Raw genomic sequence first — 13,337 nt, 5'->3', positions numbered from 1 at the left:
CACACTACCGCCCGCGCCCGCGCGTCGCCCCTGCTCGTGGGGTTGCGTCCCGCATTGTGAGCGACGCGGCCAACCAACCACTTCTCAGACAACCTGTTGGAGGAGCACCCTGGAAGGGTGAACGCGAAACAGTCTTCCACGCACGCCCCCACGCACACCCCTGTGCCCGCGCCGTCTACGACGCCGGCCCCCAAGCTCCCTCCCATCGGCCCGGCCTGGTTCCCGGCCGCCATGGGCACGGGCATCCTAGCCAACCTGCTCCAGACCCACTCGGACCATTTGCCGGGTGCGGGCGCGGCCGCCGTCGTCGTTCTCGCGATCGCCTGGGCGGTGCTCGTCACGCTGATCGTGGGCTACATCGTGCGGATCTCGCTTTCGCGCGACGCGTTCTCGATCACGTTGCGCGACTCCACGCAGACCCCGATGTGGGGCACCGTGTCGATGGGCATCCTCTCGGTCGGCTCGGCCACCGCCACGATCGTGCCCGCGCACTGGCCGCACCTGACCGACGCCGCCTGGCACATCGACACCGTCACCTGGATCGTCGGCGCTACAATCGGCATCATCACGGCGCTCGGCTTCGCGACGCGACTGGTGGGCAAGGACCTTGGCGCGCCGACTACGGTGTGGGGCCTGGCCGTGGTCGGGCCGATGGTCGCCTCGACCACGGGCGCCGGACTCGTGCCGCACGTGTCAGAGACGTTCCAGTTCTGGCTGCTAACGACCTCCGCGGCCGCCTTCTTCCTCTCCCTCTTCCTGGGCGTGGCCGTGTTCGCCACCGCCTACCGCCACCATTGGCGGGTGGAGCCGTTGCCGTTGGCCGCGAGCGCGAGCGCCTGGATTCCGCTCGGCATGGTAGGGCAGTCGACGGCGGCCGCCCAGTCGGTGGCCCTGCAGTCCACCTACATGCTGCTCCCCGACTACGCGGGCAGCGCACAGGACGTGGCCAACGCCTATGGGTACTTCATGCTGGTGATCGGCGTACCGCTGGTGGCGTGGGCCACGGTGATGACCGTCCGCGGGTTTATCGGCCGCATGCCGTTCGCGCCGGGATGGTGGGCGCTGACCTTCCCCATCGGCACCCTCGCCCTCGGCGCCACCCTGCTCTCGCGTGGCACCGGGATCGGCGCGCTCATGTGGCTGGGCACGTTCGGCACGCTGGTGCTGGTCGGCACCGTGACGCTGTGCCTGTTCGCCTCCAGCTTCTCGATCGCCCGCCGCGGCATGGCCTGGTGAGCGCCGCGATTTGAAGTGCGCCGCCCGCGCGGCAACGATAGAGGGATGAAGATCATCGACGGCGGTCGCGGCGCCTCCGCCCTTGCCCGCGTTCACGACGCCGTCCTGCCCGCCTTGCGCACGTGGCTCGCCGGTGGCGTCCCCGAGCCGCTGTTCGTGGTCGCGCCCGGGACGGATCGGGACGCGGTGGTCGCCGAGGTGGGGGGCTTCGAGGCGGCGGGATTTCCTATCCCCGACGGCACGGGCCTGCTCATGCGCACGTCCGGCTCCACCACCGGGCAGGGCAAAATCGTGGCCATCTCCTGGGACTCCCTCACCGCGTCCGCGCGCGCCACGCACGCCGCTTTCGGCGGGCCCGGCCGCTGGGCCTGCCAGCTTCCCCTCGACCACATCGCCGGCTTCCAGACCGTGGCCCGCAGCGCGCTCGCCGAGCTCGAGGCGCTCGCCGCCGGGGCCACCCCGGAGCGCGCGGCAGCCTTCCGCCCGGCCTACGTGGGCCTCACCGACCCGGCCGCCACCCGCGCCGCCCTCCACCCCGACACCGCACCCGGCGTGCCCACCTACCTCTCCGTGGTCCCCACCCAGCTGCGCCGCATCCTCGCCAACCCCGAGCTGACGGGGGCCGTGCGCGGCGCGATCGTGCTGGTGGGAGGTGCGGCCACCGACACCGCCCTGCTCGGCGCCGCCCGCTCCACCGGCCTGGAAGTCCACACTTCTTATGGCATGACCGAGACCTGCGGCGGCTGCGTCTACGACGGGCGCCCCATCGGCGACACCGAAATCTTGATCACCGACGGTCGCATCTCCCTGCGCGGTAGCGCGGTCGCCACCTGTTATCTGGGCACCGACGCCGCGTTCGACCCGCCCGGCCGCCTCCGCGCGCCCGGCTCCCCCGCCACCCACCTCACCCGCGACGCCGGGAGGCTAGGCGCCGGCGTGCTCGAGGTCCTCGGCCGGATCGACGACGCCATCACCACCGGCGGGCTCACCGTCATGCCCCAGCTCATCGAGGAGTCCCTAGCGAAGACGGGCCGGCGGGCCGTCGTCGTCGGGGTGCCTCACCTGGAGTGGGGCGAAGCGGTAGTCGCCGTCGTCGACGACACGGACAACGCCGCGCAAAGCTGCGATATTACGGTGATGCGCAGCTGGGTCAAGCTCGAGCTTGGCGAGGGCTGGGCGCCCACGTACGTCGTGGGCGTTTCCGACATCGGGGGCCTGCCGATGACAGATTCGGGCAAGGTCAACCGGCGCAAGCTAGCCGATATCGTCGAGGACTACCTCGGGCTGTAGAATGACCAGATCTGAAAGGCAGGTACATGGCAACCCTCAATGATTGGCTCGAAGGTGCGCGCATCCGCACGCTCCCCGCGGCGGTGGCGCCCGTGCTGGCGGGCACCGGAGTCGCCATCCACGAGGGCGGCTTTTCCCTGCCCCGCGCGTTGCTCGCCGCCGGGATCGCACTTTTCTTCCAGATCGGGGTGAATTTCGCCAACGACTACTCGGACGGGGTGCGTGGCACCGACGACGTCCGCAGTGGCCCGCCCCGTCTCACCGGCGGCGGCAAGACCTCGCCCACGGTGGTCAAGGCCGCGGCGTTTACCTGCTTCGCGCTCGGCGCGGCCGCCGGACTCGCGCTCGTAGCACTGAGCGGCCAGTGGTGGCTCATTGGCGCCGGCGCCGCGGCGATCCTGGCCGCCTGGTACTACACCGGAGGCGAGCACCCGTATGGCTACATGGGCCTGGGCGAAGTGTTCGTCATGATCTTCTTCGGCTACATGGCCACGGTCGGCACCACCTACACCCAAACCGGCACGGCGCCCTGGATGGCGTGGGTGGCCGGCACCGGTGTGGGGCTCATCGCCTGCGCGCTACTCATGATCAACAACATCCGCGACATCCCCACCGACTCCGTAACCGGCAAGCGCACCCTCGCCGTCCGCCTCGGCGATAACCGGGCTCGCTGGGCCTACGTGGCCATGCTTGTGGGGGCGCTGGCCTGCGCCGTCATGATCGGGGTTGGAAGTTGGCCGGTGCTCATGGGCGCGATCGCCATCGCGCTCGGCCCGATCCTCCTCACCCCGCCAGTGTTGAAGGGCGCGGCCGGCCGCGATCTCATCCCTGTCCTTCGCGACACCGGCCTGTTCGAGCTGTGCTACGCCATCGTCCTCATCATCTCGCTCACGGCGTGAGCGCTACAGTTCCACATCAAAGTGAACTAGGGTGAAGGTGTGCTGAGAGTATTGCCTATTATCTTCGGGCTCGCGCTGATCATCTACACGTTCATCGACTGCGCGCGCACCGATTCTTCCTCCATGCCCGCCAAGATCTCCAAGCCGCTGTGGCTGGTTCTCATCGCGCTCGTGCCCGTGCTCGGTGCACTGATCTGGCTGTACTTCAAGTACCAGCACATCTTCACCTCCGGCTACTCCTCGCCGTCGTTCGGCGGGCAGAGCCCGTTCGCGCGCCCGCAAAAGCCGCGCGGCCCCGTCGCTCCCGACGACGACCCGGAGTTCCTCGCCCGCCTCGAAGCCCGCAACCGGCGCCGCGCCTACGAAGAGCGCATGCGCGAAGAGGGCCGCCTGCCCGAGGAGGACGACAAGCGCCCGGACGAGGACCACGAGGAGGGCGGCCTGTACGGCAACCGTTAGACGCGGGCCGCTCGGACGGCGTCGTGAGCCTAGGAAAGCTCGGCGGCCTCGGACGTGCCCGGCACCATGTCGGCGGCCCGGTGGAGCAGATGGCCCACCGGCTCCCAGTAATCGAGGGAGAGTAGCTGCTTGCCGGCGAACGTGAGCGACGTGACCGAGCACAGCGAACACTCGCGCTTGCGCGGGTCGGAGGCGATGGTCTTGCCCTCGATGAAGCGGCGCATCGTCCAAATCGGCAGCTGATGGGACACGAGCACGGCCTCACCACCGCGCGCTTGGTCAATCCCGCGGGCGATCGCCTGCGACATCCGCTCGATGACCTCAAGGTAGGGCTCGCCCCAGGAGGGTTCAAAAGGATTGATGTACCACGACCAGTAGCGTGGGTGGGCCAAAATCCACCTGTTCTTGTTCACCGGCACGCCCTCAAACATGTTGTCCGCCTCGATCAGGCGCGCGTCCGTGGCAATCTCAAGGCCGAATAGCTCCGCGGTAGGGGTGGCCGTCTCCACCGCACGCTCGAGCGGGGAGGCGATGACGCAACGGACGTCGTGGTCCTCGAAGGCGAGGGCGAGTTCGTCGGCCATCTCCCGGCCCAGATCGGACAGGTGGTAGCCAGGGCGGCGGCCGTACAGCACGGCCTCGGGGTTGTGAACTTCGCCGTGGCGAACCAGGTGAACGGTCGTAATATCCATGGGCACTATTGTGCCACGGGCTCCTCACAGGAGCCGATCTTGGCAAACAGCTCGCCGAGCTGGAGGAACTCTTCGGTGCTGAGGCAATCCACCAGGTTCTTGCGCACCGAATCCACATGCCTGGGGGCGGCCTGCTCCAGCTTGGCAAAGCCCGACTCCGTCAGATGACACACGATGCCGCGCCGGTCCTCCGGACATCGGGTGCGTTCAACGTAGCCCGCCCCCTCGAGGCGCTTGACCGTGTGTGTCAAGCGGGAGCGGGAGTGGACCAGGTGCTCGGCCAGATTCGACATGCGCAGCCTGCGCTCCGGGGACTCCGACAGGCGCACCAGCACCTCGTATTCGTTGAGGGTGAGGCCGGAATCGGTGACCATGTCCTGATTAATGGCCTCCAACACGCGGGCCTGCCCCGTGAGGAAGGACCTCCACGCTCTCTGCTCCGGCTCGGTCAACCAGTTCGCCATCACCCTCCACCTTTCGTTAAATCTTAAACGATTCTATCTAGGTGGGCGGTTCCCCACCACACATGGCCTACGACCGTGGTCGTAGAGACAAGAGAACCGGCCCTCAGGCCGGCTCGAATCGGGAAACCCGACTTACTTCTTGTTACGACGCTGGTGGCGCGTCTTACGAAGCAGCTTGCGGTGCTTCTTCTTCGACATACGCTTGCGACGCTTCTTAATAACGGAACCCATAGGTTACCTCCGATCGTTGGCCCGCCAGATAGAACTTAGAAAGTCTACAGCAGACAGCCAAAACACAAAAATGGCTTATGCGCCCAGGGTCTCAGCCTGGTCCATGCCACCGGACAGAAGCTGCTCAACCGCAGACACCGGAACCCGGTACGAGCCCCCAACCCGGACAGCCGGAAGCTCGCCAGAATGAACCATCCGGTATACCGTCATGCGCGAAACACGCGCCAGTTCGGCAACTTCTGCCACAGTCACAAACTGCGGCGCCGAGGCTGGAAACTGCGCCATCCTTGACCGTCCTTGTATCGCCCAAAGGCTCAAATAGTGCGTGTGGGCAAATGCCCGTGAGAACTTCGCTTCACACCATACCGGATTTTCTCCCGCCAAACACCTCAAATCCGCATCTTCACAGCTCTAACCCGATCTCCGGCCCTGCAACTTGATTACGGGCCGGCCTCGTGTGGCACGATTGACGCAGGGAGAAGAGGAGGTGACATGGCCGAAGTTCACACCGCGAAGCGGCGGCACCTTGCCTCACGCCTCCGCGAACACATCGATCACCTCGCCCGGCACTCGCCCGCGCGGTTGGTCATGCTCGTCTTCGCTTTCATCATCCTCATCATCACCTCCCTCCTCCTCATGCCGTTTGCCACGGTCGAACCCGGCACGGCCACGTTCATTGAGGCGCTTTTCACAGCGACGTCCGCGGTGTGCGTGACAGGCCTGACCGTGGTCGACACGGCCTCGCACTGGACGGGATTCGGGCAGGTCGTCGTCGTCATCGGAGTGCAGATCGGCGGGTGGGGCGTCATGACGCTCGCCTCCATCCTCGCCCGCGCCGTCTCCCGCCACATCGGCCTCACCCAACGCATCCTCGCGGCCTCCGAACGCAAGTCGCGCTTGGGCGACGTCGGCGCGCTCCTGCAGTCCGTGGTCATCACCTCCCTCACGGTCGAGGGCCTGCTCGTGGCCGTCATGTTCCCCTCGATCATGGAAGAGCGCGGCACATTCCTGGGTGCGCTCGGGCACTCGATCTTCATGGCGGTCTCCACGTTCAACAACGCCGGCTTCGTCATCATCGGCCCGGACCTGACACCGTTCGTGGGCAACTGGGCCATCAGCCTGCCCATTATCCTCGGCACGGTGGCCGGCGCGATCGGCTTCCCGGTCATCCACAACATCGCACACAACCTGCGCTCTCCCAAGCGCTGGTCGCTCCACACGAAGATCACCGTGGTCACCTACGTAGCGCTATGGGTGGCGGGCATCGTCATGGTGGCGGCCTTCGAGTGGAACGGTGCGTTTTCCGATTTGACGACGAACGAGAAGGTGCTTGCGTCCTTCTTCCAGGGCACGACGCCGCGCTCGTCGGGCATGTCCACCGTGGATATCGGCTCCCTGTCGGAGGCCACGTGGTTCGTCATGGACGCGCTCATGTTTATCGGCGCCGGCTCAGCCTCCACGGGCGGTGGCATCAAGGTCACCACGTTCGCCGTGCTGCTGCTTGCCATTGTTGCCGAGGCCCGCGGTGACCGCGACACGGAGGCCTTCGGCAAGCGCATCCCGCCGGACGTCATCCGCCTGTCCATTTCCGCAGCCTTCCTCGGCGCCTTCCTGGTTGGCACGTCCACGCTCATCATCTTGCAGCAGTCCGATTTCCCGCTCTCGCGCGTGCTGTTCGACGTCATCTCGGCGTTCGCCACCTGCGGCCTGTCCACCGGCATCACCGCCGACCTGCCCGATTCGGCCAAGCTCATCCTCGTCCTCCTCATGTACCTCGGCCGGCTCGGAACCATGACGTTCGCGGCGGCACTCGCCCTCCGCACGCGCCGCCGCGTCATCCGACTCCCCGAAGACCGCCCCATCATCGGCTAAGCGAAAGAGAACCCCATGCCCAACACGTACGCGGACAACGCCACCCTGGTCATCGGCCTGGGCCGCTTCGGCTCGGCCATCGCCGTCACGCTCGACAAGCTCGACAAGGAGATCCTCGCCGTCGAAACAAACTCCGACCTCGCCCAGCAGTGGAGCCATCGCTTCAACGTGGTGGAGGCCGACGCGCGCTCAGCCGAGGCGCTTCATCAGCTCGGGGCGGAGGACTTCGGCGTCGCCGTCGTGGGTGTTGGCGCGCTCGAGGCGTCGGTGCTCATCACCGCCAACCTGGTCGACATCGGCGTCCCCGACATCTGGGCCAAGGCCACCTCGCGCGAGCACGGCACGATCCTCAAGCGCATCGGTGCCCACCACGTGGTCTACCCCGAGTACGACGCCGGCCAGCGCGTTGCACACATGCTCTCGGGCCGCATGCTCGACTACATCGAGATGGAGGACCAGTTCACGATCGTGAAGATGGTCCCGCCGCGGGATCTGGTGGGTTTTTCGCTGGCAGAATCGAACGTGCGCGAGCGCTTCGGGGTGACCGTAATTGGCGTCAAATCCCCAGGTCAACCGTTCGAGTATGCCTCGCCGGAGACGACGATTGGCAACGGGGACGTCCTCATCGTCTCGGGCGAACCGTCCCTGCTCGAGGCATTCGCGAACAGATTTGTCGGACGCCCTCGATAGCCTTGGGGTATGGCAAAGAATCAGACGTTTAGATGCAGCGAGTGCGGTTGGACCACGGTCAAGTGGGTCGGCCGCTGCGGGCAGTGCCAAGCGTGGGGCACGATCGAAGAGGCCACCGAACAGGTGGGCACGAAGATCGCGGCGCTCACGCCGCGCTCACCCGCTCAGCCGATCACGGAGGTTTCCCAGCAGGCCTCGGTGAAGGAACCCACCGGCGTGCCGGAATTGGACCGGGTGCTCGGAGGCGGGATCGTGCCCGGCGTCGTTATCCTGCTGGCTGGCGAACCGGGGGTTGGCAAGTCCACACTGCTGTTAGACGTGGCGGCGAAGGCGGCCGAGCAGGCGGCGCAGGCCGGGCGCAACCCGGTGCTGTACGTAACGGGCGAGGAGTCGGCATCGCAGGTGCGCTCGCGCGCCGAACGTATCGGCGCCCTGCACCCGTACCTGTTGCTCACGGCGGAGGCGGACCTGGCGAAGGTCCTGGGGCACGTTGCCGATTCGCGCCCGTCGCTTCTGATTGTCGACTCGGTGCAGACGATCATGGACCCGCACGTGGAGGGATCGGCGGGCGGCGTGGCGCAGGTCCGCTCCGTGACGTCCACGCTGGTCAACACGGCCAAGTCCTCCGACCTGCCGGTGTTGCTGGTCGGGCACGTGACCAAGGACGGCTCGATCGCCGGCCCGCGCGTGCTGGAGCACCTGGTGGACGTGGTGTGCCAGTTCGAAGGCGATCGGCACTCGCGGCTGCGGCTCGTGCGGGCGGTGAAGAACCGCTACGGGGCCACCGACGAAGTGGGTTGCTTCGAACTTGTGGACTCGGGGATCGTGGGGCTTGCAGACCCGTCGGGCCTGTTCCTCTCCGCTCGCAACCTCACCGTGCCGGGCACGTGCGTGACGGTCACACTCGAGGGGCGGCGGCCCATGCCGGTGGAAGTGCAGGCGCTGTCGGTGCCGGCGGCCGGCCCGCCGCGGCGCACCACCTCGGGGGTGGACAGCTCGCGGGTGGCCATGATGCTGGCCGTGCTCCAGTCCCGGCTCGGCGTGCAGTTCGAGCGTAACGACGTGTTCGTGTCCACCGTGGGCGGGGCCAAGGCGCTCGAGCCGAGCGTGGACGTGGCGATCGCGCTGGCGCTGGCCTCGGCCGCCGCGGATCTACCGCTTGCGCCGGGCGTGATCGCGGTGGGCGAGGTGTCGCTGACCGGCGAGCTGCGCCCGGTGGTCGGGCTCCAGCGGCGGCTGAACGAGGCCGCCCGGCTCGGCTTCCACACGGCGATCCTGCCCCGGACCTCGGAAAAGCTCAGCCCACCCGCCGGCATGCGGCTGCGCCCAGTGGACGACGTGGCAGCGGCGGCGCGGGCGGTGCTGCCGCTGGACGCGTAGCGCAGGGCGGTGTAGGCGCGTGGCGCGGGCGGCCTACCCCTCGGAATTCTCGGCCGTAGCGCCCTCAGAATCGCTGGATTGGCCGGAATCACCTGTGCCGGCGTCGTCCGCACCGTCGGTGGCCGTCTCCCCGTCATCCGACCCTCCCGAGCCGCCCTCACCGGAGCCCGCGCCGTCCGCGCCGTCCGCGCCGTCCGCGCCGTCACCCCCTGCGACCGCGGAGCCATCATCCGTGACGCTATGCCCGCCAGAGGCGGCACCCGAGCCGGTCAGTTCGAAGATGTAGCCAGACTCGAGGAGCGGGTCGGTGCCCAGGAAGACCCTCGCCACGTAGGTGCCCGCACCCGCGAGCGATTGCCCCTGGCAGTTGGCGCCGGCGTTGATGCCGTTCCAGGTGAGGGTCTGGGTGGTGGTCAGACCGGTGTCGAGAAGCAAGATCTTGGCTGCAGGGCCGGATTCGCACACTTGGCTGTCGTAGGCGGTCTGGTCGCCTGAGGCGAGTTGGAGGCGAAGGTCGGCGGCGTCGAAGCTGCAGGGGGTGTCTCCCTTGTTGGTGATCGAGACACTGACCGCGACCTGCGATTTTCCCGTGCTGGCAACTTGGACGGTGGTGCTGAGCATCGACGAGCTGCACGCCACGGGATCGAACTGCTCCATCGGGTTGATCGGCACGGTGTGCTTTTCTATCTTCGACAGCGCGTACTTGACCGCCACGAACGTGGCGACGATCGCGAGCACCACGATGAGCAAAATGGTCAGCAACCGGCGCTGGAAGGACGAACGGGCCGGGTTTGTCCGCTTGCGAGGTGCGGGTCGCGCCGACACGGGCCTCTTCGTGGCCTGCCGCCCCTGATTTTGCCGCACCTGTGTTTGCCGGGCCTGAGATTGCCGGCCCTGGGTCCGGCGCTCCGAGGTGGGCCGCTGGCGTGCGGAGTTACCGGCGCGCTCGGCGCGGGAGGTACGCTCCCCGGCCGACCGTTGCGCTTTCCCGCGCATTTGACGCTTGCCGCCACTCCGAACCTGGCGGTCAGAGCCTCGCGAGGGGTGCTCCCCGGCGCGCGCCTGCCGCTCGGCAGCTCCCTGAGTCGGCCGCTTCCCTTCGCGCGCCGAACGCTCAGCGCTCCCGCGCCCCGCGCCTTCACCGCCACGGCCTGCGCGCTCGCCTCCGCGTCCCCGGCCAGGCTGGGCGCGCTCGCTCGTCGGGCGCGGCGCCCCGCGCCCCGCCTGCTTCCCGCGCTTCGGAGTTTCGTTCACGCCCCTACCGTAGCGGCAATCCCTTGCCGCGGGAGCGATGCGCGCCGGGCGGCGCTATAGTGAGGCGGGTGGCACCCGAACCCGAAACCGCTTACGCGGCCCTCACCCACTGGTACGCCCAGCATGCCCGGCCGTTGCCGTGGCGTGAGACCACGGACCCGTGGTCGATCCTCGTGTGTGAGGTGATGAGCCAACAGACCCCGGTTGCCCGCGTGGAACCGGTGTGGCGGACGTGGATGGAGCGCTGGCCCTCCCCCGCCCACCTTGCCTCGGCCTCTCCCGCCGAGGTCCTTATCGCCTGGGACCGCATGGGCTACCCGCGCCGCGCACTGCGTCTGCAGGAGGCAGCGATCGCGATCACTGAGCGCGGCTCCTTCCCCTCCACCTACACCGATCTGCTCACCCTGCCTGGCGTCGGCCCGTACACGGCGGCCGCCGTCGTTGCCTTTGCCTTCCGCGGCCGCAGCGTGGTGCTTGACACGAACATCCGCCGCGTGCTCGCCCGCTGGCACGGCGAGGCCCTGCCCGCGCCCACGCAGACCAAGGCCGAACTCGCTCGCGCCGAGGCTTTCGTTCCCGACGACGACCAGGCCTGGCTCTGGAACGCCGCCATCATGGAGTTTGGGGCGCTCGTCTGCACGGCCCGAACGCCCGCCTGCGATGCCTGCCCGCTCGCCACCCACTGCGAGTGGAATCTGGCCGGCAGCCCGGCCGACGCCCACGCCCACCGCCGCCGCCCGCAGGCCTGGGAGGGCACGAACCGGCAGGCGCGCGGGAAGATCATGGCAGCCCTGCGCCGCGGCCCCCACGACTACGACTCACTCCTCGCCGCCACCACCCTCCCCGCGGAGCGCTTCGGCCCGGCGCTCGACGGCGTTCTCACCGACGGCCTAGCCGAGCTAGTTTCGGGCCAATTCCGCCTTCCGCTAGCATCAAAGCCATGAACGAACTCAAGCTCGCCCGCGCCGGAGGCGTGCTCGGCGTCCTCGCGCTGACCATCCTCGCCCTCGGCCTGCTCATCCAGATCGCCGGCAAGCACGGCGCGCTCGTCGCGCTCATCCCGGGCGGGGCGGGCGCGGTGCTCGTGGCAGTGGGCGCCTACCTCATCGCTCTTTCACGACGCCCGAACCCCGACCTCGCGTCCGCCGCTCGCCTGACGCGCGGGGCGGCCCTCGTCGCGACAGCGGTGGTGGTCGTGGGCGTGGCGGCAACTGCGATCGCCGGGATCGGCGTCATGACCACGATCATCCTCGCCCTGGTCGGCCTCCAGGCCCCGATCGGGCTGCGGATGGCGGCGAACTTCCTGGCCGAGGGCGGCCGGGACCGCTAGAGCTGCTTGAACATGCGCGAATTGCCCAGGGTGTTGGGTTTGACCCGGGCGAGGGCTGCGGCGTCGTCATTGATGCGGACGTAGCCGAGCTCGGAGAAGAACTCGACTTCGAAGGTGAGGCAGAACAGGCGGCGGATGGCGAGACTGCGGGCGCGCGCCTCGAGCTCGTCTACGATCGTCTTGCCGATGCCGCGCCCACGGAACTCGTCGCGGACGGCGAGGGTGCGGATTTCGGCGATGGCCTCGCTAAAGACGTGCAGGGCGCCGCAGCCGACCACTTCGCCCTCCACCTCCGCCACCACGAATTCTTCGAGGCTTTCGAAGTATTCCACCAGGTCCTTGGCCACGAGCACGCGCTGGTGGGCGTAGGGGCGGACGACGTCGTAGATGGCGTGCACGTCCCGCGCACTCGCCGGGCGGATCATCGCAATGTCCCGGGCCCGGAGCGCATCGAGTACTCGTAGATGAGGTCGGCGGTGTCCTCGTCTACCACGAGGTCCGTGATGAGGCCGGCGCGCAGGGCCGCGACCGTGGCGACCACCTTGTCCGAGCCGGAGACGACGCCGATGCGCCGCGGGATCTTGCGCAGGTCGGTGGGCGTGGGGCCGGAGGCACGCGAGTTAATCTCCAGGTCCTTCCACGAGCCGTCGGCGCGAAGCAACACCGTGCAGATGTCACCCACCACGCCCTCGCGGCGCAGCGAGTCGAGCTCCTCGGCGCTGAGGTAGCCGCCCGAGTAGACCATGGAGGGGTTCTTCGCGGTGAGAGAGCCGATGCCGAACAGAGCGATGTCGGCCCGCTGTTGGATCTCGCGCACGGCCGCAATGGAGCGCTCCTGCCACAGGGCTTCGCGTGTGGCGGCGTAGTCGAAGAACGCGGGGACGGCGAAGTAGTGGACGGAGGCACCGAAGGCCCGGCCGAAGGCTTCCATGAGCGAGCCGGCATACGGCACGCCGCTGGTGGAGGCGTTGGCGGCGCCGTTGAGCTGGACCGCGATCGAGCCGCGTGCGGGCCGCGGGACGAGGTGGTCGACGACGGCGGCCACTGTGTTGCCCCAGGCCACGCCGATGACCGACTCGGGCTTCATGAGGTCGGAGACCATGATGCCCGCCACCTGGGTTACGGCGTTGAGCCGGCGCGTCTCATTGACCCCAAACGGGACGGGCACCACCTTCACATGCACATCGAACATCTGCGACAGGCGCACCTGCATCTCGCTGGCCGCCTCCTCGGGCGGGTGAATGGTGATCTGGATAAGACCTTCGTCCTTCGCCTCGGCGATGAGGCGGGAGACGGTGGAGCGCGAAACGGACAGTCGGCGCGCGATCGACTCCATCGTCTCCCCCTGGATGAAGTGCATGACGGCTGCTTCATAGGCCGCAAGGGAGCGGTCTTCTCGGTTCATCTCAGGCCTTTCCTCAACGTACGACAGACATATTCTACACGGCGGGTGCAAGTCATTTCAGTTCGTCTGCACGGCCGTGCACACTTGGCCAAAATACTTTAAACCCCCCGTTTTCACACCACGCCTCGTGGAAAA

Annotated in this window: 16 protein-coding genes; 9 read left to right on the top strand and 7 right to left on the bottom strand. The window is 67.9% G+C overall.

What is annotated here, in order from left to right:
- Nucleotides 1-117: 117 nt before the first annotated feature.
- From AQZ59_RS03980 to AQZ59_RS03965, 4 genes are read left to right on the top strand one after another with little or no spacing between them, the layout of a single operon-like run.
- The gene (locus tag AQZ59_RS03980) at nt 118-1,236 is read left to right on the top strand and encodes a TDT family transporter (RefSeq protein WP_201783152.1); all 1,119 of its coding nucleotides are present in this window, start codon (nt 118-120) and stop codon (nt 1,234-1,236) included.
- A 45-nt stretch (nt 1,237-1,281) separates the two neighbouring features.
- Nucleotides 1,282-2,526 (top strand): AMP-binding protein, encoded by a 1,245-nt coding sequence (locus tag AQZ59_RS03975; protein WP_062613360.1) that lies wholly within the window; start codon nt 1,282-1,284, stop codon nt 2,524-2,526.
- Between the two features lie 26 nt (nt 2,527-2,552).
- The gene (locus AQZ59_RS03970) at nt 2,553-3,425 is read left to right on the top strand and encodes a 1,4-dihydroxy-2-naphthoate polyprenyltransferase (protein ID WP_062613358.1); all 873 of its coding nucleotides are present in this window, start codon (nt 2,553-2,555) and stop codon (nt 3,423-3,425) included.
- A gap of 51 nt (nt 3,426-3,476) precedes the next feature.
- Entirely contained in the window at nt 3,477-3,884 is a 408-nt protein-coding gene (locus AQZ59_RS03965; RefSeq protein WP_062613356.1) for a PLD nuclease N-terminal domain-containing protein, read from the top strand.
- Nucleotides 3,885-3,913: 29 nt separating this feature from the next.
- Here AQZ59_RS03965 and AQZ59_RS03960 read toward each other — a convergent pair whose 3' ends face one another.
- The 4 genes from AQZ59_RS03960 to AQZ59_RS03950 all read right to left on the bottom strand — a co-directional run bounded on the left by AQZ59_RS03960 (nt 3,914) and on the right by AQZ59_RS03950 (nt 5,556).
- Nucleotides 3,914-4,576 carry a histidine phosphatase family protein gene (locus AQZ59_RS03960; RefSeq protein WP_062613355.1) on the bottom strand — a complete coding sequence of 221 codons (663 nt, stop codon included), beginning with the start codon at nt 4,574-4,576 and terminating at the stop codon, nt 3,914-3,916.
- Nucleotides 4,577-4,581: 5 nt separating this feature from the next.
- The gene (locus tag AQZ59_RS03955) at nt 4,582-5,040 is read right to left on the bottom strand and encodes a MarR family winged helix-turn-helix transcriptional regulator (RefSeq protein WP_062613353.1); all 459 of its coding nucleotides are present in this window, start codon (nt 5,038-5,040) and stop codon (nt 4,582-4,584) included.
- A 132-nt stretch (nt 5,041-5,172) separates the two neighbouring features.
- A complete protein-coding gene (locus AQZ59_RS09125) occupies nt 5,173-5,271 on the bottom strand; it encodes a 30S ribosomal protein bS22 (protein WP_005504750.1) in 99 nt (32 codons plus the stop codon).
- A gap of 75 nt (nt 5,272-5,346) precedes the next feature.
- Nucleotides 5,347-5,556, bottom strand: a complete 210-nt coding sequence (locus tag AQZ59_RS03950; RefSeq protein ID WP_062613352.1) for a helix-turn-helix domain-containing protein — start codon at nt 5,554-5,556, stop codon at nt 5,347-5,349.
- A 207-nt stretch (nt 5,557-5,763) separates the two neighbouring features.
- On the opposite strand from AQZ59_RS03950, the gene AQZ59_RS03945 reads away from it, so the two are divergent.
- The 3 genes from AQZ59_RS03945 to radA are packed head-to-tail and all read left to right on the top strand — an operon-like array spanning nt 5,764 to nt 9,213.
- Entirely contained in the window at nt 5,764-7,143 is a 1,380-nt protein-coding gene (locus tag AQZ59_RS03945) for a TrkH family potassium uptake protein (protein ID WP_062613350.1), read from the top strand.
- Nucleotides 7,144-7,158: 15 nt separating this feature from the next.
- Complete coding sequence (locus AQZ59_RS03940; RefSeq protein WP_062613348.1) at nt 7,159-7,833, top strand: potassium channel family protein; 675 nt, start codon at nt 7,159-7,161, stop codon at nt 7,831-7,833.
- 9 nt (nt 7,834-7,842) lie between these two features.
- Nucleotides 7,843-9,213: a DNA repair protein RadA gene (radA, locus tag AQZ59_RS03935; RefSeq protein ID WP_062613347.1), complete on the top strand. Its 1,371-nt coding sequence runs from the start codon at nt 7,843-7,845 to the stop codon at nt 9,211-9,213.
- A gap of 33 nt (nt 9,214-9,246) precedes the next feature.
- Here radA and AQZ59_RS09555 read toward each other — a convergent pair whose 3' ends face one another.
- On the bottom strand, nt 9,247-10,038 hold the full coding sequence (locus tag AQZ59_RS09555; protein ID WP_160326867.1) for a DUF4232 domain-containing protein: 792 nt from the start codon (nt 10,036-10,038) through the stop codon (nt 9,247-9,249).
- A gap of 497 nt (nt 10,039-10,535) precedes the next feature.
- Here AQZ59_RS09555 and AQZ59_RS03925 point away from each other — a divergent pair, with 497 nt between their 5' ends.
- Nucleotides 10,536-11,411 (top strand): HhH-GPD family protein, encoded by an 876-nt coding sequence (locus AQZ59_RS03925; protein ID WP_062613343.1) that lies wholly within the window; start codon nt 10,536-10,538, stop codon nt 11,409-11,411.
- Nucleotides 11,408-11,797 carry a hypothetical protein gene (locus AQZ59_RS03920; protein ID WP_062613341.1) on the top strand — a complete coding sequence of 130 codons (390 nt, stop codon included), beginning with the start codon at nt 11,408-11,410 and terminating at the stop codon, nt 11,795-11,797. The genes AQZ59_RS03925 and AQZ59_RS03920 overlap by 4 nt, the downstream gene beginning before the upstream one ends.
- Here AQZ59_RS03920 and AQZ59_RS03915 read toward each other — a convergent pair.
- Together AQZ59_RS03915 and AQZ59_RS03910 are read right to left on the bottom strand one after the other, a co-directional pair.
- Nucleotides 11,794-12,222, bottom strand: coding sequence for a GNAT family N-acetyltransferase (locus tag AQZ59_RS03915; RefSeq protein ID WP_062613340.1), 429 nt, complete (start codon nt 12,220-12,222; stop codon nt 11,794-11,796). The genes AQZ59_RS03920 and AQZ59_RS03915 overlap by 4 nt on opposite strands.
- Nucleotides 12,219-13,202: a sugar-binding transcriptional regulator gene (locus tag AQZ59_RS03910; protein ID WP_062613338.1), complete on the bottom strand. Its 984-nt coding sequence runs from the start codon at nt 13,200-13,202 to the stop codon at nt 12,219-12,221. Before AQZ59_RS03910 ends, AQZ59_RS03915 begins: the two co-directional genes overlap by 4 nt.
- Nucleotides 13,203-13,337 lie beyond the last annotated feature (135 nt).

This window comes from Trueperella bernardiae, assembly GCF_001469025.1.
Lineage (GTDB): Bacteria > Actinomycetota > Actinomycetes > Actinomycetales > Actinomycetaceae > Trueperella > Trueperella bernardiae.
Note: the sequence above shows the minus strand (reverse complement) of the source record. Positions and strands in the feature narration are given on the sequence as shown.

What these genes read in the sequence shown, in the direction of transcription:
- AQZ59_RS03955 (WP_062613353.1), bottom strand. Translation starts at nt 5,040, where the DNA reads ATGGCGAACTGGTTGACCGAGCCGGAGCAGAGAGCGTGGAGGTCCTTC.
- AQZ59_RS03915 (WP_062613340.1), bottom strand. Translation starts at nt 12,222, where the DNA reads ATGATCCGCCCGGCGAGTGCGCGGGACGTGCACGCCATCTACGACGTC.
- AQZ59_RS03945 (WP_062613350.1), top strand. Translation starts at nt 5,764, where the DNA reads ATGGCCGAAGTTCACACCGCGAAGCGGCGGCACCTTGCCTCACGCCTC.
- AQZ59_RS09125 (WP_005504750.1), bottom strand. Translation starts at nt 5,271, where the DNA reads ATGGGTTCCGTTATTAAGAAGCGTCGCAAGCGTATGTCGAAGAAGAAG.
- AQZ59_RS03960 (WP_062613355.1), bottom strand. Translation starts at nt 4,576, where the DNA reads ATGGATATTACGACCGTTCACCTGGTTCGCCACGGCGAAGTTCACAAC.
- AQZ59_RS03950 (WP_062613352.1), bottom strand. Translation starts at nt 5,556, where the DNA reads ATGGCGCAGTTTCCAGCCTCGGCGCCGCAGTTTGTGACTGTGGCAGAA.
- radA (WP_062613347.1), top strand. Translation starts at nt 7,843, where the DNA reads ATGGCAAAGAATCAGACGTTTAGATGCAGCGAGTGCGGTTGGACCACG.
- AQZ59_RS03975 (WP_062613360.1), top strand. Translation starts at nt 1,282, where the DNA reads ATGAAGATCATCGACGGCGGTCGCGGCGCCTCCGCCCTTGCCCGCGTT.
- AQZ59_RS03970 (WP_062613358.1), top strand. Translation starts at nt 2,553, where the DNA reads ATGGCAACCCTCAATGATTGGCTCGAAGGTGCGCGCATCCGCACGCTC.
- AQZ59_RS03920 (WP_062613341.1), top strand. Translation starts at nt 11,408, where the DNA reads ATGAACGAACTCAAGCTCGCCCGCGCCGGAGGCGTGCTCGGCGTCCTC.
- AQZ59_RS03940 (WP_062613348.1), top strand. Translation starts at nt 7,159, where the DNA reads ATGCCCAACACGTACGCGGACAACGCCACCCTGGTCATCGGCCTGGGC.
- AQZ59_RS03910 (WP_062613338.1), bottom strand. Translation starts at nt 13,202, where the DNA reads ATGAACCGAGAAGACCGCTCCCTTGCGGCCTATGAAGCAGCCGTCATG.